Origin of the sequence: Streptomyces sp. NPDC093111 (genome assembly GCF_040683955.1) — a bacterium.
GTDB lineage: Bacteria > Actinomycetota > Actinomycetes > Streptomycetales > Streptomycetaceae > Streptomyces.
In genome coordinates, this window is record NZ_JBFBNW010000016.1 from 1 (window position 1) to 24,349 (window position 24,349).

Sequence of the window (24,349 nt, forward strand, 5' to 3'; positions counted from 1 at the left end):
TGCAGGGGGGACCCTGTGGGAGAGTAGGACGCCGCCGAACAATCATTGTGGGAAAGCCCCGCACCTTATGGTGCGGGGCTTTTCTGCGTTTAGGGGGCCGGCAGGAGCCCCGCACCACCGGTGATGGACTGGAAGGGGCGGGGCGGGGCCGCGGCGTCCGTGTGAGCGGGCGGGGCCCCGGTTCCCGTCGGTCAGGCGGGCTCGGGCGGGTGCGTGGCTGCTGTGGCGGCCGAGGTGGTGGCCTCGTGGAGGGCCGTGCGGGCTCGGGCCGGGTTGACCTCGGTGCGGGCGATGACCGTGGGGACCGCGATGCCGGGCATCAGAAGGCGCCACATGCGGGTGACGCGGTCGACCAAGTCGGCGCGGTCCTCGCTCGCGACGGCCGAATAGGTCTGCATGCCCGTACAGGACTCGACGACGAATTCGGCCAATTCCGTGGGCTCGATGCCCGACAGGAGTTCGCCCTTCTCGACCGCGACCCGGAGGCAGTCCGCCATGATGCGGCTCCAGTCCTGGTACGGGGCGATGTCGCGGAAGCCGAACGAGCCCTGCTCGCTCGTGAGGCGGACGCCGGCCCGCAGGAGGACGTCCGTCTGGAGCTGGTGGGCCCAGACCAGGGTGATGTCGACGAGGCGCTGCAGGCCCTCGGAGGAGAGCCACGGGACGATCGAGTCCGGCTGCGCGTTCATGACGGCGCGGGCCAGGTCTTCCTTCGACTTGAAGTGGAAGTACAGCGCGCCGGCCGTGAGGTCCGCCTCCTGCAGGATGCGGTTGATGCTCGCGCCGGCGAAGCCCGACTTGTCGAAGACGACGGCCGCCGCCCGCAGGATCTCCTTGCGGGTCTGGATGGCCCTCTCCTGTTTCGGCTGCTGCGCCACGGTACCTCCTAGAACAAACAGAACATTTCTTATGTTACGCAGGGATCGATGGTGCTGCCAACCTCCTCGTGAGGTCGGGGTATGCGTAGGGCCCTATTGCTGGGCATGTCCGGAAATGGCTTCGCTGGCCGAAAGTGCTTGGGTAAGCAATGAGCCTTCCTTTACTATTTCTTTGCTCAAAACAAAACGAGCATTCTTTATTTTCATCACTGGAACAGCGTCTGTCACTCGCACCAGCTCTATTCCATGCGTCTCAGGGGGAAACCAGATGTCCGTCACCATCGCCAGCGAGAGCCCAAGCAACCTCCACGACCTGCTCGCCACCGCCATACCAAGGGAGTACGTCCACAAGACCGTGCAGTCGGAGGTGCTCCTGACCGGGTGGTTCCCGGTCGGGCCCGACCGCTTCCGGGTCACCGCCCGCTGGCCCGTCGACCACGCCTTCTACGGGCCGGTCAACGGGCACCACGACCCGCTGCTCATCGCCGAATCCGTGCGCCAGACCGTGCCGTTGCTCAGCCACGTCGCCTACGACGTGCCCTTCGGGCACCGCCAGACCTGGAGCACCTTCCGGTACGAGATCGACCCCGCGGCCCTGGTCGCCACCGGCGGTCCGGCCGAGGTCGAGATGGACATCAGCTGCTCCGACGTCGTCCGCCGGGGAGGGCGGCTCGTCTCCGTGCGCATGCACGTCGAGATGCGCGTCGGCGGGGCGAAGCTGGGGTGGGTGGAGACCGCGTTCTCCAACATGTCGCCGACCGTCTATCCGCGACTGCGCGGGGCCTATGCCGACATCGCCGAGGCCGTCCGGCGGTCCGTCCCGCTCGCCCCGCCGATGGCGCCCGGCCAGGTCGCCCGCTCCCGTTTCGCCGACGTGGTGCTCTCGCCGACCAACGCCCCGCTCCGCACCGAGCTGCGCGTGGACCACTCGCACCCGTTCCTCTTCGACCACCCGGTCGACCACGCTCCCGGCATGCTGCTGCTCGAAGCCGCCCGGCAGGCCACGCACGCCGCCGCCGGGAACCGGCCGGTGATCGCCTCCGCCATGGACGTGGTCTTCAGCCAGTACGTCGAGTTCGACGCCCGGTGCTGGATCCAGGCCGACGTGGCGGACGCGGAGGGTACGGAGGGGCGCGTGCGGGTCGAAGCCGAGCAGAACGGCGTCTCCGCCTTCAGCGCCCTCGTCACCGCCACCCCGCTCCGGCCGTCCCGCCGGGCCGGCAAGATCCCCGGCCCGCGCAGCTGCCGGGGACGGTGACCGTGACCGTGACGGATGCGTGTGCCCGCGCCCGCGCGTGTGCCCGCGCGTGTCTCTGTGCGTGTCTCTTTACGTGTGTTGTGAGTCAGTTCAGTTGAAGTCAGCAGGGGGAATTTCTTCATGGGTCAGCCGCTCGGTCATCTGCGTCTCTGTGCCGTCAACATCGACGGGGTCATGCTGGAGGACACCTTCAGTCCCGTCATCCACCACTTCCTCGTCAGCCGGGGTGTCACGTACACCGCCGACATCGAGCGCAGCATCTTCTCCCAGCGGCGTGCCGTCGCCGGCCGGCTGATGGCCGAGGCGATCGGCGGGTCGATGACCGGGGAGCAGGCGCTGGAGGCGTACTTCGAGGAGCGGGCGCGGTTCGTCGCCGAGCATCCGGTGCGGCTGAGCGCGGGGGCCGTCGAACTGCTCGGGCGGCTGCGGGCGGCCGGGCTCGCGACCGTCTGTTACGGGGGGCTCGCCAAGGACCACTTCGACACCTTCCTCGGCGAGCACGCGGGGCTCTTCGACGAGCCCGGCTACATCTGCACCGACGGCTTCCGCCCCGGGCTGCGCGAGATCGCCACGGAGTACTTCGGGCTCGCCTTCGACCAGGTGCTCGTCATCGACGACGTGGCCCGGGTGGGGGAGGAGGCCGGGCGGCTCGGTATGCCGTTCATCGGGCACCCGAGCTCCTTCGAGCACAGCTTCCAGCGCCAGTTGATGGGCGAGGCCGGGGTGCGGCACGTGGTGGACTCGCTGGACGCGGTCGACGAGGAGCTGCTGAGGACGCTCGACGCGGAGGCGGCCGGTGCCGCGGCGGGGACGGCGATGACGACGGTACGGGCGAGGGGCGGGGCGAGCGCATGAGCGGGACGAAGCTGCTGGACGGCAAGGTGGCCATGGTCACGGGCGCATCGAGCGGCATCGGGGCGGCGGCCGGCCGGCTGTTCGCCGCCGAGGGGGCGGCCGTGGTGCTGGTGGCCCGGCGCAAGGAACGGCTGGACGCGCTGGTCGAGGAGATCCGCGCGGCCGGCGGCCGGGCCGTCGCCGTGGCGGCCGACGTGACGGACTCCGCGGCGGTCGAGCGGGCCGTCGCGACCGCCGTGGACACCTTCGGCGGGCTCCACGCGGCCTTCAACAACGCGGGGTACGCCACGGCGGGCGTGCCCCTGCACGAGATCGACGACGCGACCTACGAGCGCACCGTCGACGTCAACCTGCGCGGGGTGTGGAACTGCATGCGCCACCAGGTGCCGGTGATGCTCGCCGGCTCCGGCGGCTCGATCGTCAACACGTCGAGCGTCGCCGGGCTCAAGGCCACCGGGGCCTCCGCCGCGTACGTCGCGGCGAAGCACGCCGTGATCGGGGTGACCAAGGCGGCGGCCCTGGACTACGCCCGGCAGGGGATCCGGGTCAACGCGCTCGTCGTGGGCGCCACCAGGACCGAGATGATGGACGACGTCCTCGACGCGTATCCCGACCTGGAGGAGACCTTCCTGGCGGACTCCATGCAGCACCGCATGTCCGTGCCGGACGAGGTCGCCCAGGCCGCGGCCTGGCTGTGCAGCGACCGGTCCTCCTTCGTCACCGGGAGCGCGATGGCCGTCGACGGCGGGTCCACCGCCGTGTAGGCGCGCGGACGCGGGTTCTCTCGGGGTTCGCAGGGGCGGTCGGGGTTTCCCGGCCGCCCCTGCGTGCTGCCCGCGCCCCGTTGCTTTCACGTCATTGGCTCCCGCAGCACACAAAAATACAGAACGCTTGCTATTTTTTGGGGGACAGAAGGAGCGGGGGCATCGGAGGCATGGAAGGGAAGCACGTGGATGGCGATCCAGGGGAGAGCCGTGCGGACGCGCGGCGCGCTTGTCCGGGCAGCGGCTGCGGAGTTCGACGAGGCCGGCTACGAAGGCGCCAGACTGTCGCACATCAGCGAGCTGGCGGCCTGCTCGATGGGGGCCCTGACCTTTCACTTTCCCGCGAAGGCGGCCTTGGCCGACGCCGTCGAGGAGGAGGGCCTGGCCATCACGAAAGCTCTGGTGGACCGCTTGTGCGAGGGTCGCGCGCCCGGTCTTGAGGCGGTCATCGGGCTGACCGTGGGGCTCGTGGGGCTGCTGGAGGAGGACCTGGTCGTCCGGTCCTCCGTGCGGCTCGCGCGGGAGCGCCCCGGGGGAGTCGGCCGGTGGGTGGAGGTCTGGCTGCCGGCCGTGCGCGATCAGCTCGGCCAGGCGTACGAGGGTGGCCGCTCGGCCCGGGTCGAAGAGGTCCGGCAGACCGTGGCGGACATGGTGGTGTATCTGCTCGCCGGTGCGGAATCGCAGGTCAGAGCCGGTTCAGGCGGGCCGTCCAGGGTGACGCGCACGGTCGCGGAGCGGCTGGAGCGGATCTGGCGACTGGCCCTCGCCGGGGTGCTGTTCGACGAGTTCTGACGGGTGCCCCCGGGGGGTGTCCGGGGGTGCGCGGTCCGTGGACAGCGCGGGAAACCACTAGCAAAACAAAGCGAACGTTCTGTATGGTTCAAGGCGTCGGGGGCGATCCGGCCTCCGGGGCGTGGGCCCATCGGGCGTTCGCTTGGCGCATCGCAGAGAAACGGGGAAGTCCGTGAAAGTAGCGGTGGTTGGGGCCGGCGGCATCGGCGGCTACTTCGGTGGCCGTCTCGCCGCGGCCGGACACGACGTCCGGTTCGTCGCGCGGGGACGCCACCTGGAGGCCCTCCGGCGCGACGGGCTCACCGTTGAAGGACCCGCGGGACCCGCGGGTTCCGAGGGTGGCGCGGACGGTGGCTTCTCCGTTCCGGCCTCCGCGCTGCGCGCCACCGACGACGTCGCGGGCATCGGTCCGGTCGACTACGTCCTGCTCGGCGTGAAGACCTGGCAGCTGCCGGCCGCCCTGCCCCTGCTGAAGCCGCTGGTCGAGGACGGTACGGGGGTCCTCACCACGCAGAACGGGGTGGAGGCGCCGGCCGAGGTCGCCGAGGCGGTCGGCCGGGACGCGGTGCTGCCGGGCAGCGCGAAGATCATCACGTACCTCTCGGGGCCGGGCCGGATCCGCCACGTCGGCGGTCTCGGCTCGCTGACCTTCGGCGAGTGGGACGACCGTCCCTCGGACCGGGTCGAGACCCTTCGCCGGGCGCTCGACGAGGCCGGGGTCACCGCCGTGGTGCCCCGGGACATCTGGGCCGAGCTCTGGGCCAAGTTCCTCTTCGTGGCCCCGTTCGGCGGCCTCGGCTCGGTGACCGACGCGCCGATCGGCGCGCTCCGCTCCCGGCCGGGCACCCGGCGGCTGCTCGCGGACGCCATGACCGAGATCCAGCGGGTCGCGCGGGCCGCCGGCACCGTCCTGCCGGACGACGTCGTCACCACGACCCTCGACTTCGTCGACCGGCAGCCGGCCGAGGGCACCTCGTCGCTCCAGCGCGACATCGCCGCGGGCCTGCCCTCCGAACTGGAGGCGTGGACCGGCGCGGTGGTCCGCCTCGGCGGCAGCCACGGCGTCGCCACCCCGGTCAACGGCTTCCTCTACCAGGTCCTCGGTCTGCGCGAGGCGCGCGCCGCCGAACTGCGGGCCGCCGAGCGCCGTACCGAGGGGAGCGCGGCATGACGGCCCGTACCGGAGCCGCCGAGACCACGGTGGACGTCGCGATCGTCGGTGCCGGGCCCGCCGGGCTCTACGGCGCCTACTACGCCGGGTTCCGCGGGCTGTCGGTCGCCGTGATCGACGCGCTGGACGAGCCGGGCGGCCAGGTCTCGGCGATGTACCCCGAGAAGCTGCTCTACGACGTCGCCGGGCACCCCGGCATCAAGGGCCGGGAGCTGATCGACAACCTCCTGGAGCAGGCCGCGCCCTTCGACACCACCCACCTCCTCGGCCGCACGGCCGTCAGCCTCACCCCGCGCGGGCCCGGCTGGACGCTCGGTGCCGACGACGGCACCCGGGTGCACGCGGGCGCGGTCGTGATCGCGGCCGGGCTCGGCCGGTTCGTCCCGCGCAAGCTGCCCTGCTCCGTCCCGTACGAGGGCCGCGGCGTCGCCTACCACGTGCCGCGGCTCGCGGACCACGCCGGGCGGGACGTGGTGGTCGTCGGCGGCGGCGACAGCGCGGTGGACTGGGCGCTGGCCCTGGCGCCGATCGCCCGGAGCGTGACCCTGGTGCACCGCCGGGACACCTTCCGCGCCCACGACTACAGCGTCCGGCAGCTGCACGCCTCACCGGTGCGGGTCGTCACCGACGCCCAGGTCGTCGCCTGCCACGGCACGGACCGGCTCGAACGGGTCGAGGTCCGCGCCGGCGACCGGATCCTGGAGCTGCCGGCCGAGGCACTGGTGGCGGCGCTCGGCTTCTCGTCCGGGCTCGGCCCGGTCGCCGACTGGGGCCTGGAGCTCGAACACCGGCGCGTCCGCGTCGACCAGTCCATGCGGACCAACCTGCCGCAGGTGTACGCGGTCGGCGACGGCTGCACCTACCCCGGCCGGGTCCCGCTGATCTCGGTGGGCTTCGGCGAGGCCGGCACCGCGGTCAACCACGCCGCGGTCGCCCTGCGCCCGGGCCAGCGGCTCGCGCCGGAGCACTCGTCCGACACGGCACCCGGCGGCGTACCGGGAACGGCGGGCGCCGAAGCCGCCACCGTGCCCGAAGCCGCCCGGGAGCCCGAAGCCGTGCCCGCCGCCGAAGCCGTGCCCGTGCCCGCCTGAGGCGTCGCGAGGCGTGCTCACCACTTCGACCCGCCCTGAGGGGACTTGGAAGCGATGAAGCTCAACACCCTGACACTCATGCCCGAAGGCGTGGAGATAGCCCTGCCGCAGGGCTCGCCGCTGACGGACATCGAATACGAGACCTCCGAGCCGCTGATCCCCTTCGGCTGCCGTTCCGGCGCCTGCGGCGCCTGCGTCGTCGAGGTCATCGACGGCCTCGACGCCCTCGGGGAGAGCGACCCCGAGGAGACCGACTTCCTGGAGGACCTCGGCTGGGCCGACGGCAACCACCGGCTGGCCTGCCAGTGCCGCCTCCTGGATTCCGCGACCGTCCGTGTCGTGGAGAACTAGCCCACCCGTAAGCACACTTGATCGAGGAGAGTCATGAAGAACCGCGTGTCCAATGTGGGTTACGGCGACCGCAAGCCCTTCCTCAGCGCCGCCGCCGCGGTGGAGCTGCGGGCCGAGATGGACCGGCAGATCGACGCCCAGGTCGTCGAGTGGTACGCCAACGTGCCCGAGGCGGCCCACCTGGAGAGCAAGAACGTCGACTCCGCGTACTACAAGCGCAACCTCATAGAGACCGCCTGGCGCATCCGTCTGCTGCGCGTCGCCGAGTCCAAGGCGCTCACCGAGATCGCCAAGCAGAGCCCCGAGGCGGCTCAGGTCTGGGCGAACTACGAGATGGAGGAGATGCTCCACGACGAGCTCTTCATCCAGGACCTCGCCAAGGTGGGCGTCTCGCGCGAGGAGTTCCTCGCCACCGAGCCGTACCTGTCCACCAAGCTGCTCGCCGGCTACTTCTCGTACCTCCTGGACCACGAGGGTCCGCTCGGCGTCGTCGCGTACTCCTACCTGGTCGAGTACGTGAACGTGAAGCTGGAGCCGCGCAAGCTGGTCGCGCTCAAGGAGTCCATCGGCGAGAAGAACATCGGCGGCCAGATCAGCCACTCGCACACGGACATCAACGACGACCACCCGGGCGAGGTCTGGGCGGCCGTGCGTCACCTGATCCGCGGCGAGCAGGACATCGCGGCCTTCAAGAAGTACCTGGCGGAGCACCAGACCGTCCTGGCGCTCTACTTCAAGGAGCTCGCCGACGACACCATCGCCGCGGACGAGAAGACGGCCGTCTGATCCAGCCCGGTCCGGCACGGCGCGTGACGCCGCCGCCCCACCGGCGGCGTCCGCGCCCGGCCCCTCCCCAGAGGAGCTAAGGAGCATCGTGCACAAGCAGCACACGGGCGGGGGGATCCTCCTTCTCAGCCATGTCGGGTTCTCCTTCGTGGAGGACCTCGCCGAGGCCCTCGGCGCAAGGGGCCTGAAGACCTTCGTCCTCAGTTCCCGGCCCGAGCCGGCCCACCCCGGCCGCCTCGACGACCTGCGGCGCCTCGCCGACCACGTGACCGGCGCCGCCACCCACGTCCTGACCCACCGGGACGTCGAGTCCTGCCTCGAAGACCTCCGCCGGCAGGGCGAGTCCGTCCTCGCCTGCGTCACGGTCTGGGAGGGCTACCGGCATCTGATGGCCTTCGCCAACGAGACGCTCGGAGTGAGCGACCTCGGCGAGAAGCAGGTCCTCGGACTGCGCGACAAACTCGCCCTGCGCAACCGGCTGTTCGACGCGGGCCTCACCCGCGTCCGGGCCGCCGAGCTCACCCCCGCCTCGCTCGCCGCCCACCAGGCCGGCGGGGGACGCCACTTCGTCAAGCCGGTCAGCGGCATCGCCTCGTACGGGGCCTTCCCGCTCACCGACCGCACCACCTGGGCGGACATCGAGCGGATCACCGCCGAGTCGCGCGACGACACCGTCTACGCCTCGGCGTTCGGTGACGACGGGCTGACCTTCCTCGTCGAGGACTACCTGCCCGGGCGGGAGTTCAGCTTCGAGGTGGTCGTGACCGACGGCACGGCCCACGTGGTCGCCCTGCACGAGAAGTGCGAGGTGACCGAGACCGCCGGCACCGTCCTGGAGAACGCCTGCACCAGCCCGCCGGTCAGCGTCACCGCCGCCGAGCGCGCCGAGGGCATCGCCTGGGTGCGCCGGCTGCTCGCGGAGCTCGACCTCGGCTGGGGCTGCTTCCACGTCGAGGCCCGGCACGAGGCGGCCCGCCCCGACGGGGCCCGCTGGGACCTGATCGAGGTCAACCCGCGGGTCGGCGGCAGCCTGATCTCCCACAGCACCCGGGAGCTCACCGGCGGCGCGAGCCTGCTGGACCTGTGGATCGACTCGCTCCTGCCCGATCCCGACGGCGGGTTCAGGGCGCGGCTCGCCGCGCTCTCCTACACCGCCGACGGCGAGACGCCGACACCGAACGCCACCTTCTTCCGGGTCTTCTTCGCGGAGAAGGGGCGTATCGCCTCGGTCCGGGTCAGCGAGGAGCTGCCGCTCGCACCCGTCGTCACGCACCTGCTGCTCAAGGCGGGCGACACGGTCGAGGCCACCGCCCGGGAGGTCTTCCTCGGGCAGCTGCTGTGGCGGTACCCGCGCGACGAGGCCGGCCGGCGCTTCCCCGAACTGACGCGCGCGTCCGCGCACGCCATCGACATCCAGTACGAGAGCCAGGAAAGAGGGGGTCCGCGGTGAGCCGAACGACCGGCCGGTTCCTGATCATCGACTACAACCTGTCCCGCGTGGACGACGTGCGCCACATGAGCGCGTACGCCCGCGAGCGGCACGGCACCGACGTCACCCTGATCCGGGCCGACCCGAGCGCCGTCGACGCGGAGATCTCCGACGAGGTCATCGACCTCGACCCGCTGAGCCCCGACTTCGTCGAGGCGGCGGAGCGGCTTCTCGGGCCCCGGCGCGCGGAGTTCCGGGCCGGTGTCGTCTTCTCCGACAACGCGGTCCAGAGCGGCGCGGTGCTCCTGGAGCGCCTCGGCCTGCGGATCGACTCGGCGGAGCTCGCCGGCGGCGCGTTCTGCAAGCACGAGTACCGGCTGAGCGAGGCGGCGCACCACAAGCTGCTCGCCGCCCAGCGGCTGCTGGTGCCCGACTTCGTCACGGTCGACTCCCGGGAGGGCCTCGCGGACTTCGCCCGCAGCCACCCCGACGGCTTCGTGGTGAAGCCGACGAAGGAGGGCAACAACCGGGGCGTGGTCGTGGTCCGGCCCGGCGACTCCCTGGACGCAGCGTTCGCCGAGGTGGGCCCGTACCTGGAGGGCGGGGTCATCTGCGAGGAGCTGCTGCCCTACCGGCGGGAGTACTCCTTCGACGGACTCGGCCAGGTCTCCTTCGTCACCGAGAAGGTCAGCGCGACCGGGCGGTACCCCGTCGAGGTCGCGCAGATCCTGCCCGCCCGGCTGAACCACGCCGAGCGGTCCGCCGTCGAGCGGGCTGGCCGGCAGGTCAACTGGCTGGTCGGACAGGTCGACGGGCCCTTTCACAACGAGATCCGGCTCAGCGACGACGCCAGCGGCACGGCGGTCGTCGAACCCAACCGGCGCCCGGCGGGCATGAAGATCTGGTCGCTCGCGCGCTGGGTCTACGGCATCGACTTCTACCACCGCTGGGTCGACGCGGCCTTCGGGCTCACGGCGGGATCCGCCCTGCCCGAGCCGCTGTGCTCGGCCGCCACGGTGATGCTGGGCGTGCGGACCGACCGGTCCTTCGCCCCGGCCGACGTCGACCCCGGCGCGACCCCCTTCGAGGACGCGGTCGCGGCGACCGCGGCCGCCCACGGCCTGCTCCCGCACGAGCTCGCCGTGAAGGAGTTCGGGTGGCTGTCCCCGGCCCGGCGCGACCTGCACGCCACCGCCCGGGACAACGCGGACTTCGCGGCCCAGGGCTGCGTGGTCCTCACCGCCCCCGGCGTCGACATGAGCGAGGTCGTGAGCACCCTGCGCGCCGGCTGGGCCGAAGCGCTGGACGCGAGCACCGGCCGGGGCCCCCGGGCCGAGGCGCTCCGGGCGGCGCCGTCCGCCGCCCCCGCGGCACCCCTCGACCCGACCACCATGATGGAGGCAGCCCGATGAGGATCCTGGTCCTGCACCGCGTGCCGTACCCGAAGATCGCCTACCACCGGGGCATCGACCACGACCAGCACGAGGTCACCTACTTCGGGCGCCGCGCGGCGCTCGACACCCTCCCGGAGGACCTGCGCTGCGAGCGGGTCGAGCGGCCCGGCACGCGCGCGCCGTACGACGAGGCGCGGGAGTGGCTCGACGCCGACCCGCGCGGCTTCGACCGGGTGATCTCGATGTCGGAGTACGAGCTGCTCGACGCCGCCCGGCTGCGCGCCGACCTCGGGATCGAGGGCGCCTCGGTCGAGCAGGTCGAACTCGCCCGCGACAAGGTCCTGATGAAGCGGGCGGTCGACGCGGCCGGACTGCGGGTGCCGCGCTTCCTGCCGGTCGAGGAGTTCCTCGCCGCCGGCGGGGCGTCGCCCTGGACGGGCCGGACGGTGCTCAAGCCGCACCGCGGCGCCTCCAGCGTCGACGTGGTCGTCTTCGACAGCGCGGCCGAGGCCCACGCGGCCCTCGCCGGGCGGCGCAGCGGCGTCCCGTCGATCGACGAGGACGGGCGCGGCCTGCCGGAGCACGAGGTCGAGGAGTTCGTCGAGGGCCCGATCCTGCACTTCGACGGCCTGGTCGAGCGCGGCACCGTGCTGACCGTGGGCGCCAGCGAGTACGTGGGCACCTGCCTTCAGTACGCGCAGGGCGTCCCGATGGGCTCCTTCCAGTTCGCGCTCACGGACGAGCTGCGCGACTGGGTCTCCGCCGCGCTCGCCGCCGTACGCATCGAGGACGGCAGCTTCCACCTGGAGGCCATCCTCGACGGGGCCGACCCGGTCTTCCTGGAGGTCGGCAACCGGGTCGGCGGCGCCGACGTCGTCGACACCTTCGAGCTGGCCACCGGCGTCCACCTGCCCTCCTTCGAACTGCGCGTCCTGATCGGCGAGTCCGTCGTGGGCACGCTGCCCGAGGCACCCGCCGAGCGCTCCTGGTACGGCTGGTTCGTGCACCCCGGGCACCACCTCGGCGCGGGCGTCTTCGAGCGCTTCGACGGGGCCGAGCCCTTCCGGTCCGCCCCGGAGACCGTCACCTGGCACGAGCTGCCGGCCGGCGCCGCGCTGCCCGACCACATCACGTACGGCGCGCACGAGACCGCGCTCGCCGGCATCGTCGGCACGAACTCGCCCGAGGAGACGCGGAGTTGGCTGACGCGCCTGTTCGCTTCGCTGACCCTGCGGAGCTCCGCGGCCCCGCGCGTGCCCGACCCCGTCGCGTAGAGCCCCGCCCGAACGCGCGACCACACCCGAGACCGAGAGAGAAGAAGGACATGGCCGAACTCAGGTTCCACTGGGGCTCTTCGCTGGACAGTGGCCAGAAGAAGTCGACGCAGAAGTACCGGTCCGACCTGCTCGACCTGGACGGCGCGATCGAGTTCGCGCAGGACGCGGACGCGCTCGGCGTCGAGTCGCTGCTCATGGCGCAGAGCTACACCCTGCCGGACCCGCTGCCGATCATCGGCGCGCTGGCCCGGGAGACCGAGCGGGTCAAGTACATCCTGGCGTACCGGCCCGGACTGCTCTCGCCGACGCTCTTCGCCCAGATCGTCAACACCGTGTCGTGGATCTCCGACCGCCGGATCGCGCTCAACATCGTCGCCGGCACCTCCCCGGTCGAGCAGGGCTACTACGGCGACTTCCTCGCCCACGACGAGCGCTACGCCCGGGAGGGCGAGTTCCTCGACGTCCTGCACCGGCTGTGGGGCGACGGGAAGCCGGTCACCTTCACCGGCGACCACTACGGGCTCGTCGACGCCCAGCTCGGCCTCGGCCACAAGGGCGGCGGGCGCCCCGAGATCTACATCAGCGGCAACTCGGCCGTCGCCCAGCAGACCGCGATCCGCTACGGCGACTGCTGGTTCCGCTACGGCGACACCCCCGAGGAGATCGCCAAGGCGGCGGCCCCGCTGGTCGCCGCGGGCACCGACGTGGGCCTGCGCCTCCAGGTACTCGCCCGCGAGACCCGCGAGGAGGCGCTCACCGAGCTCGCCGAGATCATGAGCGAGACCGACGAGAACCACCGCGCGTACGTGAAGGCCTTCGTCGAGGCCGGCGACTCCGAGGCGGTCAAGAACTCGATGCGCCTCGCCGAGGAGGCCGGACACGGCTGGATGTCCCCGGTCCTGTACTCCGGCGCCGTCGCCTACCGGGGCGGCCCGGCGCTGTGCCTGGTCGGCAGCTACGAGGAGGTCGCCGCCTACCTGATGGAGTACAAGGCGGCCGGCGTCGGCCAGTTCATCTTCTCCGGCTGGCCGGCCCGCGACGAGATGCGGATCTTCTTCCGGAAGGTGCTGCCCGTCGTCCGCGCCTACGAGAAGGAGCACGAAGCCTCCCTTGCGGGCGCCCGATGACCGGCGACAAGACGCGCCGGGGCCTGTTCGGCTCCGGCGTCCTGATCGGGCTCATGGCCGAGCAGGTGGTGATGTTCAGCGTCCCGCTGCTCATCTTCCAGCACACCCGCCAGGTCTCCTCGCTCGGCGTCGCCTACGCCGTCGAGTGGCTGCCGTGCCTCCTCGCGTACCCCTTCGCGGGGCTCCTCGCGGACCGGGACGGCGGCCCCCGGCTGTTCTCGCGGGCCAACACGGCCCGCGCGGCGGTCGTCGCCTGCGCCGTGCTGCTGATCGCGCTGCGGCCGGAGTGGACGGTGCCGGTCCTGATGGCCACCGGCGCCCTGCTCTCCACCCTGGTCGCGCCGATCCGGATGTCCATCGAGAAGGTCGTCCCGCAGCTCGCGCAGGGCTCCGACCTGGCCAGGACCCAGTCCCTGGTGCAGAACATGGAGCTCCTGGCCATGGCCCTCGGGCCCGGCCTCGCGATGGTCGCGGTGATGTTCCTCGGCAAGATCTGGCTGCTCGGCCTCGCCGGGGCGCTCTTCGCGACCGCCGCGAGCTGCTGGCTGGTGCTGCCGCGCACCGCCGCGGCGACGCCGGCCCAGGCCCGGGGCGCCGGGGCGATCGTGGCCGAACTGGGCCTCGGCTGGCGGCTCCTGACCGGCAACCGGCCCGTCATGCTGCTGGCCGGCCTGAACTTCGCGATCAACCTGGTCTTCTCGACCGTCCTCGCCGCCAACGCGGCGGTGGTCACCGGCGTCCTGAAGGCCCCCGAGTCGCAGTACGCGATGCTCAACATGTTCGTCGGCATCGTCGGCCTGCTCAACCTGCTGCTGACCCCGCTGCTGCTCAAGAAGTTCGACGTGAACTTCCTCGGCTCGCTCGGCTACACCGTCCTGACCGGCTGCCTGCTCCTGCTCGGCACCGCCTCGTCGTTCTGGCTGTACGCGGCGGCCTTCGTGGTCGCGATGTCCGGGGTCGCCTACTTCAACATCTTCAACCGCACCCAGCGGGTGAAGGCCATCCCCCGGGAGCACCTGGGCAAGGTGATGGGCCCCTTCTTCCTGGTCGGCCTCCTCTCCTACCCGATGGGCGGCCTGCTCATCGGCACCGTCGGCGCGAGCGTCGGCCCGCAGCGCCTCGTCGCCGGCCTCGCCGTCCTGCTCGGCCTGTACGGAGCGGTCTTCATGCCGCTCACCATCCGCAGCTTCCGCGCGAAGGAGGTGTCCCGTGTCGGCACTGGAACTGAGCCCGCCCTGTCCGGTGGACAGTGACACGTTCCGCGAGGCGATGGCGCACCTCGCCGCCCCGCTGACCGTCGTCACCACCCGCGACGCCGCCGGCCGCCGCTGGGGCTTCACCGCCAGCGCGGTGACCTCGGTCTCGATGGACCCGCCGCTCCTCCTGGTCGGCCTGGGCAACGACTCCAGCTGCCGGGAGGCGCTGAGCTCCTCGCCCGAGTTCGTCGTCAACGTGCTCGGCGAGCAGCACACCGAGGTCGCCGGCCGCTTCGCCCGCCGCGGCGTGGACCGCTTCGCCGAGGGCGGCTTCACCACCTGGCCGGACAGCGGACTGCCGTACCTCGCCGACGCCGCCGCCGTGTTCCGCTGCACGGCCGTCGACCGGATACCGATGGGCGACCACCAGCTCCTCATCGGCGAGCTCACCGGCCTGCGCACCCACGGGGAGACCAAGCCGCTCCTCTGGTACCGGCGGGGCTTCCGCGCCGCGGGCCCGACACCCGCAGGAGGAGCGCCCCGATGACGACGAGCACCGCGACGACGATCCCCGGGGTCGTGGACGGCACCGTCACGCCCACCGTGGACGCCGAGGGCAACATCTCCCTCCACATCGAGGTCCGCAACGGGCCCGGCCGCTCCGACGGCGGCGACTACATCGAGGTCGTCCTCACCGGCGGCGACGCCCGGGCGCTCCTGGCCGCCTCCGATCAGGCCCCGCCGGCCCCCGCCGCGCGGACCCGGGCCTTCCCCTGCTCGGTGGGCGTACGCCTCCAGTCCGGCCCCTCCCTCTCCTCCTCCCTCTAGGAGTCGTCATGTCCGTGATCAACCCGGAAGCCCCCGCCACCCGCCGAGCCCCGGCCCGGCCCCGGCCCCCGGCCGCGGTGGAGCCCCGGCAGAGCATGGCCGTGCTGCCCGGCTTCCTCCAGTACCCGCTCACGGTCTTCACCGGCCGTGCCCTGCCGCAGCAGCGCTCGCTCGGCTGGACGCCCACCTTCCACCTGGTGACCGCGACGGCGGCGCTGCTCGCCGGACTCGCGGTCAGCGTCGTGGCGTACGCGCTCGGCGGCCTCGGCCTGCTGTTGCTGCTGCCCGGCTGGGCGATGACCCTGCACGGGATGCGCAACCTCCGGATGATGATCTACCACCAGTGCTCGCACCGGAACATGTACCGGAGCCGAAAGCCCGACAAGGCCATCGGCCACGCGATATCGAGCCTGCTCGTCATCCAGAACTTCGCCCGCTACAGCCGTGAGCACGTCGCCGACCACCACGCCACCGGCCACATGACGCTCCAGGACCCCACGGTCCAGGCCTTCCTGGTCAGCCTGAACATGCACCCGGGCATGACCCGGCGCCAGATGTGGCGCCGGCTGCTGCTCAAGCTGGTCTCGCCGCGCTTCCACTTCGCGTTCGGCGTCTCCCGCGTGCTGTCCTTCTCCAAGGAGTCGGCCCGCAGCGAGAAGGTCACCGCGCTCGCCCTGTACGGCACCGCCGTCGCCGCGACCGTCCTGACCGGCACCTGGCAGGCCCTGCTCGTCGTCTGGTTCGTGCCGCTGGTCCCGCTCTTCCAGATCAGCAACACCCTGCGCCTGTGCGTGAAGCACACCTTCCCGGTCGCGGGCCTGGAGGACCGGCGCAGCCGCGCCTACTTCACCTCGCTCACCAACGCGATCTTCATCGGCGACCGCGCCCCCTCGCCCGAACTGCCGGCCGCCCGGCGCGCCCTCGCCTGGAGCCGCTGGACCCTGCGGATGCTGTTCGTGCACGCCCCCGCCCGCTACCTGGTGCTGACCGGCGACACGGTCGTCCACGACTACCACCACCGCCACCCGCGCAGCGCCGACTGGTCCAACTACATCTTCGCCCGCCAGCAGGACGCCGAGGAGGCCGTCGCCGCCGGCGACCCCAACCGGCCGCCGTACCACGAGGTGTGGGGCCTGGTGCCCGCGATCAGCTTCGTCTTCGACTCGCTGGCCGTCGCCGACGCCGAGGAGTTCGACGTGAAGCGCCTGAAGTCGGTCAGCAAGCGCGAGCTGTTCGCCGCCTTCGACGACTGACCGGCCCCCGCGCACCGCGCACCGCCCGCCACCCACCTCCCCCCCTCCGGATCAGGAACCCATCGATGCGAACCACCTCCCACCAGGAACCAGCGGCTCGTACGGTCATCCTCGGCGTCGCCGCCAGTGACAGCCACGCCGTGGCCAACCACCTCATCGCCTACTCGCTGCGCGGACTCGGCTTCGACGTCGTCAACCTCGGCACCTGCACCCCGGTCGACGAGTTCGCCGAGGCGTGCGCCCAGCACCCCGAGGCCGAGGCCGTCGTCATCGGCAGCCTCAACGGGCACGTCCACGAGGACCTGCGCGGCCTCGACCGGGCCAAGCAGTCCGGCCGGATCGCCTGCCCCGTGATAGTCGGCGGCAACCTGTCCGTCGGCAGCCACAAGGACGGCTCCTCGCACGAACGCCTGTACGCGGCCGGCGTCGACCACATCCTGTCCGACCCCGCCGAACTGCCGGGCCTGCTCGACGCGTTGCGCGCCGACCGCGAGCGCACCGCCGTGACCTCCGGGCGGGCCGCGTCATGAGCCTGACCTCCCTCCCGTCCCGGGGCACCGCCCCGCACCCCGACCTGGGCGCGGCGCCGCTTCCCACACCGGCCGAGTCCGCCGCGTACATCCGCGCGCTCGGCAAGCCCACCGCCGCCGAGGTCCTCGACCGCTGCCGCGCCCAGGGCCGGGTCGCCATCCAGCCCCGCTGCGGCGTCGGCGGCCACGAGGAGATGAAGGCCCTCCTCGCGACCCTGGAGGCCGAGGCCAAGCCCGACATCCTCACCCTGACCATCGACTCGCACACCCGGCTGCTGCGCTTCGAGGAGGCCCTGCGCACCCTCAACCTGCGCCCCGCCGACCTCAACGGCTACCCGATGGTGGCGCACGGCTGGCAGCGCGGCCGCGAGCTCAACGAGCTGGTCGCGGCGCCGCTGGAGATCCGGCACGGCTCGCCGGACGCCCGCACCCTGTTCGACGTCTCCGTGGCCGCCGGCATCACCTCCTTCGAGGGCGGCGGCATCTCGTACAACCTGCCCTACTCGAAGGCGGTGCCGCTCGCCGAGTCGCTCGGCGCCTGGCAGGACGTCGACCGGCGCTGCGGCGAACTCGCCGAGCACGGCGTGGTCGTCGACCGCGAGCTGTTCGGCACCCTGACCGCCGTCCTCGTGCCGCCGTCGATCAGCCTCGCCGTCAGCGTCCTGGAGGCGGTGCTCGCCGCCCGCGCCGGGGTGCGCTGCATCTCCGTCGCCTACCCGCAGGGCGGCCACCTCGCCCAGGACGTCGCGGCCCTGCGCGCCATCGCCGTGCTCGCCGAGCGCTACCTGCCGGCCGACGTCACGGTCCACGCGGTGCTCCACGAGTTCATGGGCGTCTTCCCGCGCGACCGGGGCAACGCCGAGGACCTCATCTTCTACGGCGCCCTGGTCGCCCGGCTCGGCGGCGCCTCCAAGCTGATCACCAAGACCCACCAGGAGGCGTACGGGATCCCCGACACCGCCGCCAACGTGGAGGGCCTGCGGCTCGCCGACCGCGCCAACTCGCCCCTGCTCGACTTCATCCGGGTCGACGAGGACCAGGTCGGCCGGGAGCTGGAGTGGATCCTCGCGGAGGTCGCCGACCTCGTCGAGCCGCTCCTCGCCCGCCCCGACCTGATCGGCGCGATCGTCGAGGCCTTCGCGGAGGGCCGGCTCGACATCCCGTTCAGCGCCAGCCGGTACGCCCGCTCCGACCTCATCCCGCGCCGCGACCGCTCCGGCGCCATCCGCTACCTGTCCACCGGCGCCCTGCCGTTCTCCGCCGCCCACCTGGCCCGCAACACCGAGCTCCTGCACGCGGTGGACGGCCCGGACCCCGCCCTGGACGCGCTGATGCGCGGACTGACGGGCGACATCAACCACTTCCGCCACGTGTTCCAGGAGGAGGAGCGGCCCGCCGCCGCCCCCACCGCCCCCGTCCCCGCCCCCGACCCCGCAACCGTGCCCACCGAACCGAGGAACTGATCCCGATGCGAGCCGTCCATGTCACCGAGGCCGGTGCCCCCTCCGCCCTCACCCTCGCCGAGCTGCCCGAACCGGCCGCCCTCCCCGGCCAGGTCGTCGTCCGCAACGCCGCCATCGGCCTCAACTTCATCGACGTCTACTACCGCAACGGCACCTACCCCGCCCCGTACCCGCTCGTCCCCGGCCAGGAGGCCGCCGGCATCGTGACCGCCGTCGGCGAGGGCGTCGACGAGGTCACCCCGGGCGACCGGGTCGCCTACGCGACCCAGCTCGGCGCCTACGCCGAGTTCACGGCCGTCCCGGCGGCCAAGCTGGTCTCCGTGCCGGAGACCGTCACCCTGGACGACGCGGCGGCCGTGCTCCTCCAGGGCCTGGCCGCCCACTACCTCAGCCACACCAGCCACCCGGTGGCGCCCGGCGAGACCGTCGTCGTCCTCGCCGCCGCCGGCGGCCTCGGGCAGCTGCTCGTACAGCTGGCCGCGCACCGGGGCGCCACCGTCGTCGCCGTGGCCTCCACCGAGGAGAAGCGCGCCATCGCCCGCGCGGCCGGCGCCCACCACGCCGTCCCCTACGAGGGCTTCGCGGACGCCGTCCGCGAACTCACCGGCGGCGAGGGCGCGCACGCGGTGTACGACTCGGTCGGCGCCGCCACCTTCGAGACCAGCGTCAAGGCGCTGCGCCGCCGCGGCACCCTCGTCGTCTGCGGCCTCTCCAGCGGCCCCGTCCCGCCCTTCGACGTGGAGCTGCTGCGCACCTCCGGCTCGCTCTACCTCACCCGTCCGACCCTCGCCGACCACGTGCCGGACGCCGCCTCGCTGCGGGCGGCGGCGGCCGAGCTCTTCCGCTACGTCGCCCAGGGCGTCGTCCGCCCCGAGGTGGGCGCGCGGCTGCCGCTGGCCGAGGCGGCGAAGGCGCACGAGCTGCTCGAAGGCCGCGGCACCACCGGCAAGGTGCTGCTGACGCCATGAGTGTCGACATCGGAACGAGCGCGCCGACCGGCGTGAGCACGGGCACCGGCACCGCCGCCGCCCCCCGGGGCGAGGCGGCCGGCCGCCGGGGCCTCGGCCTCGGCGTGGTCCCGGCCCCGGTGCTCATGCTCATCGGCATGGTCAGCACCCAGCTGGGCGCGGCCTTCGCCAAGCAGCTGTTCGGCACGGTGGGACCGGCGACGGTCACCCTGATGCGGCTCGGCTTCTCGGCCCTCGTCCTGCTGCTGTGGTGGCGGCCCTCCGTGCGCCTGGACCGGCGGACGGCGGGCGCGGTGGCGGCGCTGGGCGTGGCCATCGCGGGCATGAACATCTGCTTCTACCTGGCCATGGCCCGGATGCCGGTCGGCGTGGCGCTGACCGTCGGCATGGCGGGCCCGCTCGCGGTCGCGGGCTTCGCCTCCCGCCGCGCCGCCGACCGGCTGTGGATCGTGCTCGCCGCGCTCGGCATCGCGCTGCTCGGCTGGCAGGGCGGCGCCGCCGGCCTCACCGGCCTGCTCATCGCGCTGGCCTGCGCCGTCTTCTGGGGCTCGTACGTGCCGCTGTCGGCCAGGGTCGGCGCGGTGCTGCCGGGTGGCGGCGGGCTCGCGCTGGCCATGGCCTTCGGCACGCTCTGCTCGCTGCCGGCCGGACTCGCCGAGGGCGCGGCCTCGCTGGCCCGGCCCGAGGTGCTGGCCTTCGGCTTCGGCGTCGCGATGCTGTCCTCGCTCGTTCCGTACACCTGCGAGATGGAGACACTGCGCCGGGTGTCCGCCACGGTCTTCGGGGTGCTGCTCAGCCTGGAGCCGGCGATCGGCGCCCTGGTCGCCCTGGCCGTGCTGAGCGAGACGCTCTCGCCGGCCCAGGTGGCGGGCCTGGCCGCGGTCGTCGTCGCCTCGATCGGCGTCATCCGCGGCTCCCGCAAGGCGGCGGCCCCGGACCGGGACCTCCGGGACCCGGCCCTCCAGACGTCCCTCCGGGCCGCGCCTCCGCCGGTTGCCGGCCCGCACGCGTCTCCGGCCGCCTCCCCGCACGCGTCCCCGGCCGCCGGCCCGCACGCCTCCCCGGCCGCCCCTCCGTCGGCCGCCGCCCCGCACGCCGCTCCCGCTTCTCCCGCCCTCACCGAAGGAACCGACAAGTCATGATCACCACCGGCAGCAACGCAGCTCTCGCGGGCCGTCCCGAGGGGCAGGAGCAGCTCAGGGGCCTCCTGGACACGGTGCTCGGCGCCCTCGGTGACGCCGCGCTCAAGCGGGGCGGTCCGGTCGCGGCCGGCGGCCCCGAGGCGGCGGTGGCCGCCGTGGGCGAGGTGCTGGGCGGCGGGCGGTTCCTCGCCGAGGAGCCCAGCGCCGAGCGGGTGACGGAGCTGTTCGAGGCGTACGCCCGCTGGTCCGTCGACCTCACGCACCCGTCGGCCGTGGCCCGCATGCAGTGCGCCCCGACGGCCGCGGCCGCCGCCGCCGAACTGCTCGCCGCCTCGCTCAACCAGTCGCTGCACGCCTGGGAGAGCGGCCCCTTCGCGCTCGAACTGGAGCGGCGGCTGATCGCGGAGATGGCCTCCTGGGTCGGCTTCGGGCCCGAGGCCGGCGGCACCCTGACGCCCGGCGGCTCCATCTCCAACCTGATGGGCCTGCTGTTCAGCCGGGACCGCGCGCTCAAGGACTCCGGCGAGGTGTCGGCGACCGGGCTCGCGGGCCGCGCGGTCCGCCCGCGGATCCTGTGCTCCGCCGCCGCCCACTTCTCCGTCGCCCGCGCCGCCGGCTTCCTCGGCCTCGGCCGGTCCGCCGTGGTGAAGGTGCCGGTCGACGACCGGGGCCGGATGCTCGCCGACGAGGCCCGCCGGATCGTCGAGGGCTTCGCGCCCGACGAGGTGCCCGTCGCCCTCGTCGCCACGGCCGGCACCACCGACCACGGCTCCTTCGACCCGCTTCCCGAACTCGCCGACCTCGCGGCCGAGTTCGGCATCTGGCTGCACGTCGACGCCGCGTACGGCATCGGCGCGCTGTTCTCGCCGAAGCTGGCCCCGCTGCTGGACGGCCTCGGCCGCGCCGACTCGGTCGCCTTCGACCTGCACAAGTTCGGCTGGGTCCCGGCCTCGTCGAGCGTGGTCGTGGTGCGCGACCGGCGGCACATGGAGTGCCTGGACGAGCAGGCCGTCTACCTCAACCCGTCCGACGACGAGGCCCTCGGCTTCACCGCCCTGCTCGGCACCTCGCTCCAGACCACCCGCCGCTCCGACGCCCTCAAGATGGCCGCCACCCTGCTCACCGTCGGCCGCGAGGGCATGGGCGCCTGGGTGGACGCCTGCCACGAGCAGGCGCGTTACGCCGCGGGCCGGATCGCCGCCACCGAGGGCCTGGAGCTCGTCGCGGACCCGCTGCTCAGCACGGTCATCTTCCGCTGCGCGCCCGCCGACGGGACCCCGGTGGACGACGAGAGCGCCTGGAACGCGGCGGTGCGGCGGCGGCTGATGACGGACGGCCGCGCCCTGCTCGCCCGGACGAAGATCGCCGGTCCCGACGGCACCCCGCGGGTGCACCTGAAGCTGGTCTTCCTCAACCCGACGACGACCGAGGACGACATCGACGCCCTGCTCGCGGACGTCACGGCCGCGGCCCGCGGGCTCGCCCAGGAGGCGGCAGCGGAGCGTTAGCGGTACGCAAGCAGGACGGCAGGGCCGGGCGGGAAGGTAGGTGGTGTCGGCACCGAACGCGGTGCCGGCACCACCGACCTTGTTTCACGGGGGAGAACCACCATGCGTATCCAGCGCAAGAACGCCGTCCTCGCCGTCACCGCGGCCGCCGTCCTCTCGCTCGGCCTCACCGCCTGCGGTGGCGGCGACGACGCCGGCAGCCGCGACGAGGGCGCCGCCGCCCAGTCCCAGAACACGACCGGCGGCACCGGCGGCAGCGCGACCGGCGGCTCGACGAAGGGCGGGTCCTCGACCGGCGGCTCCTCGACCGCCGGGACCTCGGGCGGCTCCACCGAGGGCGGCTCCACGGCCGGCGGCTCGACCGGCGGCTCGACCGGCGGCTCGACGGCCGGCGGCTCGACCGGCGGCTCCGGCAAGGGCTCCGCCCAGAACGCCTCCACCGGCAAGTCCGCGGCCAAGGCCCCGTCCTGCGCCTACAACGACGTGAAGATCACGGCGGCCAAGGCCGACGAGACGCCCACCGAGCACATCACCCTCACCGCCACCAACACCTCGGGCAAGACCTGCCGCCTCGACGGCTACCCGCTGATCGCCTTCGGCCAGATCCAGACCGCCAAGGACGTCCCGGCCGTCGCCAAGAGCAAGCCGGCCGCCCCGATCGTCCTCCAGCCGGGTGCGCCCGCGTACGCCAACGTGCGGATCGCGCTCGGCGGCGCGCACGAGGACAACAAGGTGGTCACCAGCTTCAACGTGAACCTCTTCGCGGGCTCCGACCCCGCCGAGGGCAGCGTCGTCGTCAAGGCCCCGGCGGGCGGCCTGGCCGTCGACGAGGCCGCCGCGAAGACCGGCTACTGGACCTACGAGCTCCGCAACGGCGCCGACGAGTTCTGATCGAGCGCCGTGCCGCGTCCGTCCCGGGGCGCGGCTCGCACCGGACCGACTGGCCGCCTGCCCCCCGTCAGGCGGCCAGTCCCGTTTTCGCCCCCGCCCCGCACAGCGGCAGGACCGTGGTGCCGGGACGTGCGGGGGCGGCCCGGACGGCGGCCCAGCAGGCGACGCCGGTCGGCTCGACGTACAGGCCGCGGCGGGCCAGGTCGAGCTGCGCGGCCCGGATCTGGTCCTCCGTCACGGTGCGGAAGGTCCCGCCGGAGGCCCGTACCGCGCGCAGGATCTGGGCGGCCCGCGGCGGCGCCGGGATGGCGATGCCCTCCGCGAGGGTGGGCCGGACGGCGGCCGGAGCGGCGGGTTCCGCGGCTCCCGCGTGGAAGGCGGCGGCCAGCGGGGAGACCGCCTCGGCCTGGACGGCGACGAGGGCGGGGCGCCGCTCGACGAGCCCGTGGCCGTACAGCTCCTCGACGGCGAGGGCCGCGCCGAGCAGCAGGGTGCCGTTGCCGACGGGCAGTACGAGGGTGTCGGGGAGCCGTCCGCCCAGGTCCTCCCAGAGCTCGTAGACGTAGGTCTTCGTGCCGTGCAGGAAGTGCGGGTTGTACACGTGCGAGGCGTAGAAGACGCCGGGCGCGTCGGCCGCGGCGCGGGCGGCCCGGGCGGTGGCCTCGCGGTCGCCGGGGACGACGACGGTACGGGCGCCGTGGGCGCGGATCTGCTCCAGCTTCTTGGCGGAGGTCCCCTCGGGGACGTACACGGCGCAGTCGAGTCCGGCGCGGGCGCAGTACGCGGCGATCGCCGTGCCCGCGTTGCCGCTGCTGTCGGCGAGCACGGTGTCCGGGGCCAGCCGGCGGGCGAGTTCGGCGAGCATCACGGCGCCGCGGTCCTTGAAGGACAGGGTCGGCATGAGGAAGTCGAGCTTGGCCGAGACGGTGCCCTCGCCCGCCGCGCCGGCTCCGGTCCCGGCCCCGGGCAGTGGGGTCAGCGGGATCAGCGGGGTGCGGCCCTCGCCGAGGGTGACGTGGGGCGCCTGGGGCGGTTCGGTCGCGAGGGGCAGGACCTCCTCGTAACGCCACAAGGAATTCACACGTGACGTGAGGGACGGGAGTGACACCGGTGCCCCGGTGAACTCCAGATCCCAGGGCCCGCGGCACCGTGGACAACACCAGGTGAGGGTGGACGCGGGGGCGTGGACCTGGCAGCGGGGGCACACGTAGGCGGTCATGAGGGCCAGCATGTCAGCGGTGTGGCGGCCGTGTGGCGGGGTGTCCGACGCCCTTGTGCGTTTCCTATGGATCAGCCAATCTTTCGCTCGGCACCCCGACATGACGAACCGCCCGGGCACCTCGCTGCCTGTTGTCATGTCCCTGCCGTACCCCCACAGCAGCGCACCACCAATGAGG

General features: G+C 73.0%; 24 protein-coding genes. 22 read left to right on the forward strand and 2 right to left on the reverse strand.

Going from position 1 to position 24,349, the window contains the following annotated elements; all coding sequences use genetic code 11:
- Positions 1–191: 191 nt before the first annotated feature.
- Positions 192–878, reverse strand: coding sequence for a ScbR family autoregulator-binding transcription factor (locus tag AB0Q96_RS27035; RefSeq protein WP_365329836.1), 687 nt, complete (start codon positions 876–878; stop codon positions 192–194).
- A gap of 268 nt (positions 879–1,146) precedes the next feature.
- Here AB0Q96_RS27035 and AB0Q96_RS27040 point away from each other — a divergent pair, with 268 nt between their 5' ends.
- From AB0Q96_RS27040 to AB0Q96_RS27145, 22 genes are all read left to right on the forward strand, one after another.
- Positions 1,147–2,136, forward strand: a complete 990-nt coding sequence (locus tag AB0Q96_RS27040) for a ScbA/BarX family gamma-butyrolactone biosynthesis protein (protein ID WP_365329838.1) — start codon at positions 1,147–1,149, stop codon at positions 2,134–2,136.
- A gap of 120 nt (positions 2,137–2,256) precedes the next feature.
- The gene (locus tag AB0Q96_RS27045; protein WP_365329840.1) at positions 2,257–2,991 is read left to right on the forward strand and encodes an HAD family phosphatase; all 735 of its coding nucleotides are present in this window, start codon (positions 2,257–2,259) and stop codon (positions 2,989–2,991) included.
- A complete protein-coding gene (locus AB0Q96_RS27050; RefSeq protein ID WP_365329842.1) occupies positions 2,988–3,755 on the forward strand; it encodes a glucose 1-dehydrogenase in 768 nt (255 codons plus the stop codon). Before AB0Q96_RS27045 ends, AB0Q96_RS27050 begins: the two co-directional genes overlap by 4 nt.
- A gap of 189 nt (positions 3,756–3,944) precedes the next feature.
- The gene (locus tag AB0Q96_RS27055) at positions 3,945–4,547 is read left to right on the forward strand and encodes a TetR/AcrR family transcriptional regulator (protein WP_365329844.1); all 603 of its coding nucleotides are present in this window, start codon (positions 3,945–3,947) and stop codon (positions 4,545–4,547) included.
- Between the two features lie 172 nt (positions 4,548–4,719).
- Positions 4,720–5,718, forward strand: coding sequence for a 2-dehydropantoate 2-reductase (locus AB0Q96_RS27060; protein ID WP_365329846.1), 999 nt, complete (start codon positions 4,720–4,722; stop codon positions 5,716–5,718).
- The gene (locus tag AB0Q96_RS27065; RefSeq protein WP_365329847.1) at positions 5,715–6,809 is read left to right on the forward strand and encodes an NAD(P)/FAD-dependent oxidoreductase; all 1,095 of its coding nucleotides are present in this window, start codon (positions 5,715–5,717) and stop codon (positions 6,807–6,809) included. Before AB0Q96_RS27060 ends, AB0Q96_RS27065 begins: the two co-directional genes overlap by 4 nt.
- Before the next feature lie 54 nt (positions 6,810–6,863).
- Positions 6,864–7,160, forward strand: coding sequence for a 2Fe-2S iron-sulfur cluster-binding protein (locus tag AB0Q96_RS27070; RefSeq protein WP_365329849.1), 297 nt, complete (start codon positions 6,864–6,866; stop codon positions 7,158–7,160).
- A 33-nt stretch (positions 7,161–7,193) separates the two neighbouring features.
- A complete protein-coding gene (locus tag AB0Q96_RS27075) occupies positions 7,194–7,946 on the forward strand; it encodes a hypothetical protein (RefSeq protein WP_365329851.1) in 753 nt (250 codons plus the stop codon).
- Between the two features lie 88 nt (positions 7,947–8,034).
- The gene (locus AB0Q96_RS27080; protein WP_365329852.1) at positions 8,035–9,396 is read left to right on the forward strand and encodes an ATP-grasp domain-containing protein; all 1,362 of its coding nucleotides are present in this window, start codon (positions 8,035–8,037) and stop codon (positions 9,394–9,396) included.
- Positions 9,393–10,787 (forward strand): biotin carboxylase, encoded by a 1,395-nt coding sequence (locus AB0Q96_RS27085; protein ID WP_365329854.1) that lies wholly within the window; start codon positions 9,393–9,395, stop codon positions 10,785–10,787. Before AB0Q96_RS27080 ends, AB0Q96_RS27085 begins: the two co-directional genes overlap by 4 nt.
- Positions 10,784–12,043, forward strand: coding sequence for an ATP-grasp domain-containing protein (locus AB0Q96_RS27090; protein WP_365329856.1), 1,260 nt, complete (start codon positions 10,784–10,786; stop codon positions 12,041–12,043). The genes AB0Q96_RS27085 and AB0Q96_RS27090 overlap by 4 nt, the downstream gene beginning before the upstream one ends.
- Positions 12,044–12,093: 50 nt before the next feature.
- Complete coding sequence (locus AB0Q96_RS27095) at positions 12,094–13,173, forward strand: LLM class flavin-dependent oxidoreductase (protein ID WP_365329858.1); 1,080 nt, start codon at positions 12,094–12,096, stop codon at positions 13,171–13,173.
- On the forward strand, positions 13,170–14,426 hold the full coding sequence (locus tag AB0Q96_RS27100; RefSeq protein ID WP_365329860.1) for an MFS transporter: 1,257 nt from the start codon (positions 13,170–13,172) through the stop codon (positions 14,424–14,426). Before AB0Q96_RS27095 ends, AB0Q96_RS27100 begins: the two co-directional genes overlap by 4 nt.
- Entirely contained in the window at positions 14,383–14,916 is a 534-nt protein-coding gene (locus AB0Q96_RS27105) for a flavin reductase family protein (protein ID WP_365329862.1), read from the forward strand. The genes AB0Q96_RS27100 and AB0Q96_RS27105 overlap by 44 nt, the downstream gene beginning before the upstream one ends.
- Entirely contained in the window at positions 14,913–15,197 is a 285-nt protein-coding gene (locus AB0Q96_RS27110) for a hypothetical protein (RefSeq protein WP_365329863.1), read from the forward strand. The genes AB0Q96_RS27105 and AB0Q96_RS27110 overlap by 4 nt, the downstream gene beginning before the upstream one ends.
- An 8-nt stretch (positions 15,198–15,205) precedes the next feature.
- Positions 15,206–16,450 (forward strand): fatty acid desaturase, encoded by a 1,245-nt coding sequence (locus tag AB0Q96_RS27115; RefSeq protein WP_365329865.1) that lies wholly within the window; start codon positions 15,206–15,208, stop codon positions 16,448–16,450.
- 65 nt (positions 16,451–16,515) lie between these two features.
- Positions 16,516–16,980, forward strand: coding sequence for a cobalamin-dependent protein (locus AB0Q96_RS27120; RefSeq protein WP_365329867.1), 465 nt, complete (start codon positions 16,516–16,518; stop codon positions 16,978–16,980).
- Positions 16,977–18,443, forward strand: a complete 1,467-nt coding sequence (locus AB0Q96_RS27125) for a methylaspartate mutase (RefSeq protein ID WP_365329869.1) — start codon at positions 16,977–16,979, stop codon at positions 18,441–18,443. Before AB0Q96_RS27120 ends, AB0Q96_RS27125 begins: the two co-directional genes overlap by 4 nt.
- Before the next feature lie 5 nt (positions 18,444–18,448).
- Positions 18,449–19,411 (forward strand): quinone oxidoreductase, encoded by a 963-nt coding sequence (locus tag AB0Q96_RS27130; RefSeq protein ID WP_365329871.1) that lies wholly within the window; start codon positions 18,449–18,451, stop codon positions 19,409–19,411.
- Complete coding sequence (locus tag AB0Q96_RS27135; RefSeq protein ID WP_365329873.1) at positions 19,408–20,553, forward strand: EamA family transporter; 1,146 nt, start codon at positions 19,408–19,410, stop codon at positions 20,551–20,553. Before AB0Q96_RS27130 ends, AB0Q96_RS27135 begins: the two co-directional genes overlap by 4 nt.
- Positions 20,550–22,061, forward strand: a complete 1,512-nt coding sequence (locus AB0Q96_RS27140; protein WP_365329875.1) for a pyridoxal-dependent decarboxylase — start codon at positions 20,550–20,552, stop codon at positions 22,059–22,061. Before AB0Q96_RS27135 ends, AB0Q96_RS27140 begins: the two co-directional genes overlap by 4 nt.
- Before the next feature lie 102 nt (positions 22,062–22,163).
- Positions 22,164–22,952, forward strand: a complete 789-nt coding sequence (locus AB0Q96_RS27145) for a DUF4232 domain-containing protein (RefSeq protein ID WP_365329877.1) — start codon at positions 22,164–22,166, stop codon at positions 22,950–22,952.
- Between the two features lie 67 nt (positions 22,953–23,019).
- Here AB0Q96_RS27145 and AB0Q96_RS27150 read toward each other — a convergent pair whose 3' ends face one another.
- Positions 23,020–24,183, reverse strand: coding sequence for a threonine synthase (locus tag AB0Q96_RS27150; RefSeq protein ID WP_365329878.1), 1,164 nt, complete (start codon positions 24,181–24,183; stop codon positions 23,020–23,022).
- Between the last annotated feature and the right edge of the window lie 166 nt (positions 24,184–24,349).

Coding starts and splice junctions, on each gene's coding strand:
- AB0Q96_RS27110 (WP_365329863.1), top strand. CDS start 14,913: ATGACGACGAGCACCGCGACGACGATCCCCGGGGTCGTGGACGGCACC.
- AB0Q96_RS27050 (WP_365329842.1), top strand. CDS start 2,988: ATGAGCGGGACGAAGCTGCTGGACGGCAAGGTGGCCATGGTCACGGGC.
- AB0Q96_RS27145 (WP_365329877.1), top strand. CDS start 22,164: ATGCGTATCCAGCGCAAGAACGCCGTCCTCGCCGTCACCGCGGCCGCC.
- AB0Q96_RS27065 (WP_365329847.1), top strand. CDS start 5,715: ATGACGGCCCGTACCGGAGCCGCCGAGACCACGGTGGACGTCGCGATC.
- AB0Q96_RS27130 (WP_365329871.1), top strand. CDS start 18,449: ATGCGAGCCGTCCATGTCACCGAGGCCGGTGCCCCCTCCGCCCTCACC.
- AB0Q96_RS27150 (WP_365329878.1), bottom strand. CDS start 24,183: ATGCTGGCCCTCATGACCGCCTACGTGTGCCCCCGCTGCCAGGTCCAC.
- AB0Q96_RS27045 (WP_365329840.1), top strand. CDS start 2,257: ATGGGTCAGCCGCTCGGTCATCTGCGTCTCTGTGCCGTCAACATCGAC.
- AB0Q96_RS27100 (WP_365329860.1), top strand. CDS start 13,170: ATGACCGGCGACAAGACGCGCCGGGGCCTGTTCGGCTCCGGCGTCCTG.
- AB0Q96_RS27055 (WP_365329844.1), top strand. CDS start 3,945: ATGGCGATCCAGGGGAGAGCCGTGCGGACGCGCGGCGCGCTTGTCCGG.
- AB0Q96_RS27075 (WP_365329851.1), top strand. CDS start 7,194: ATGAAGAACCGCGTGTCCAATGTGGGTTACGGCGACCGCAAGCCCTTC.
- AB0Q96_RS27140 (WP_365329875.1), top strand. CDS start 20,550: ATGATCACCACCGGCAGCAACGCAGCTCTCGCGGGCCGTCCCGAGGGG.
- AB0Q96_RS27135 (WP_365329873.1), top strand. CDS start 19,408: ATGAGTGTCGACATCGGAACGAGCGCGCCGACCGGCGTGAGCACGGGC.
- AB0Q96_RS27125 (WP_365329869.1), top strand. CDS start 16,977: ATGAGCCTGACCTCCCTCCCGTCCCGGGGCACCGCCCCGCACCCCGAC.
- AB0Q96_RS27040 (WP_365329838.1), top strand. CDS start 1,147: ATGTCCGTCACCATCGCCAGCGAGAGCCCAAGCAACCTCCACGACCTG.
- AB0Q96_RS27090 (WP_365329856.1), top strand. CDS start 10,784: ATGAGGATCCTGGTCCTGCACCGCGTGCCGTACCCGAAGATCGCCTAC.
- AB0Q96_RS27070 (WP_365329849.1), top strand. CDS start 6,864: ATGAAGCTCAACACCCTGACACTCATGCCCGAAGGCGTGGAGATAGCC.
- AB0Q96_RS27095 (WP_365329858.1), top strand. CDS start 12,094: ATGGCCGAACTCAGGTTCCACTGGGGCTCTTCGCTGGACAGTGGCCAG.
- AB0Q96_RS27120 (WP_365329867.1), top strand. CDS start 16,516: ATGCGAACCACCTCCCACCAGGAACCAGCGGCTCGTACGGTCATCCTC.
- AB0Q96_RS27115 (WP_365329865.1), top strand. CDS start 15,206: ATGTCCGTGATCAACCCGGAAGCCCCCGCCACCCGCCGAGCCCCGGCC.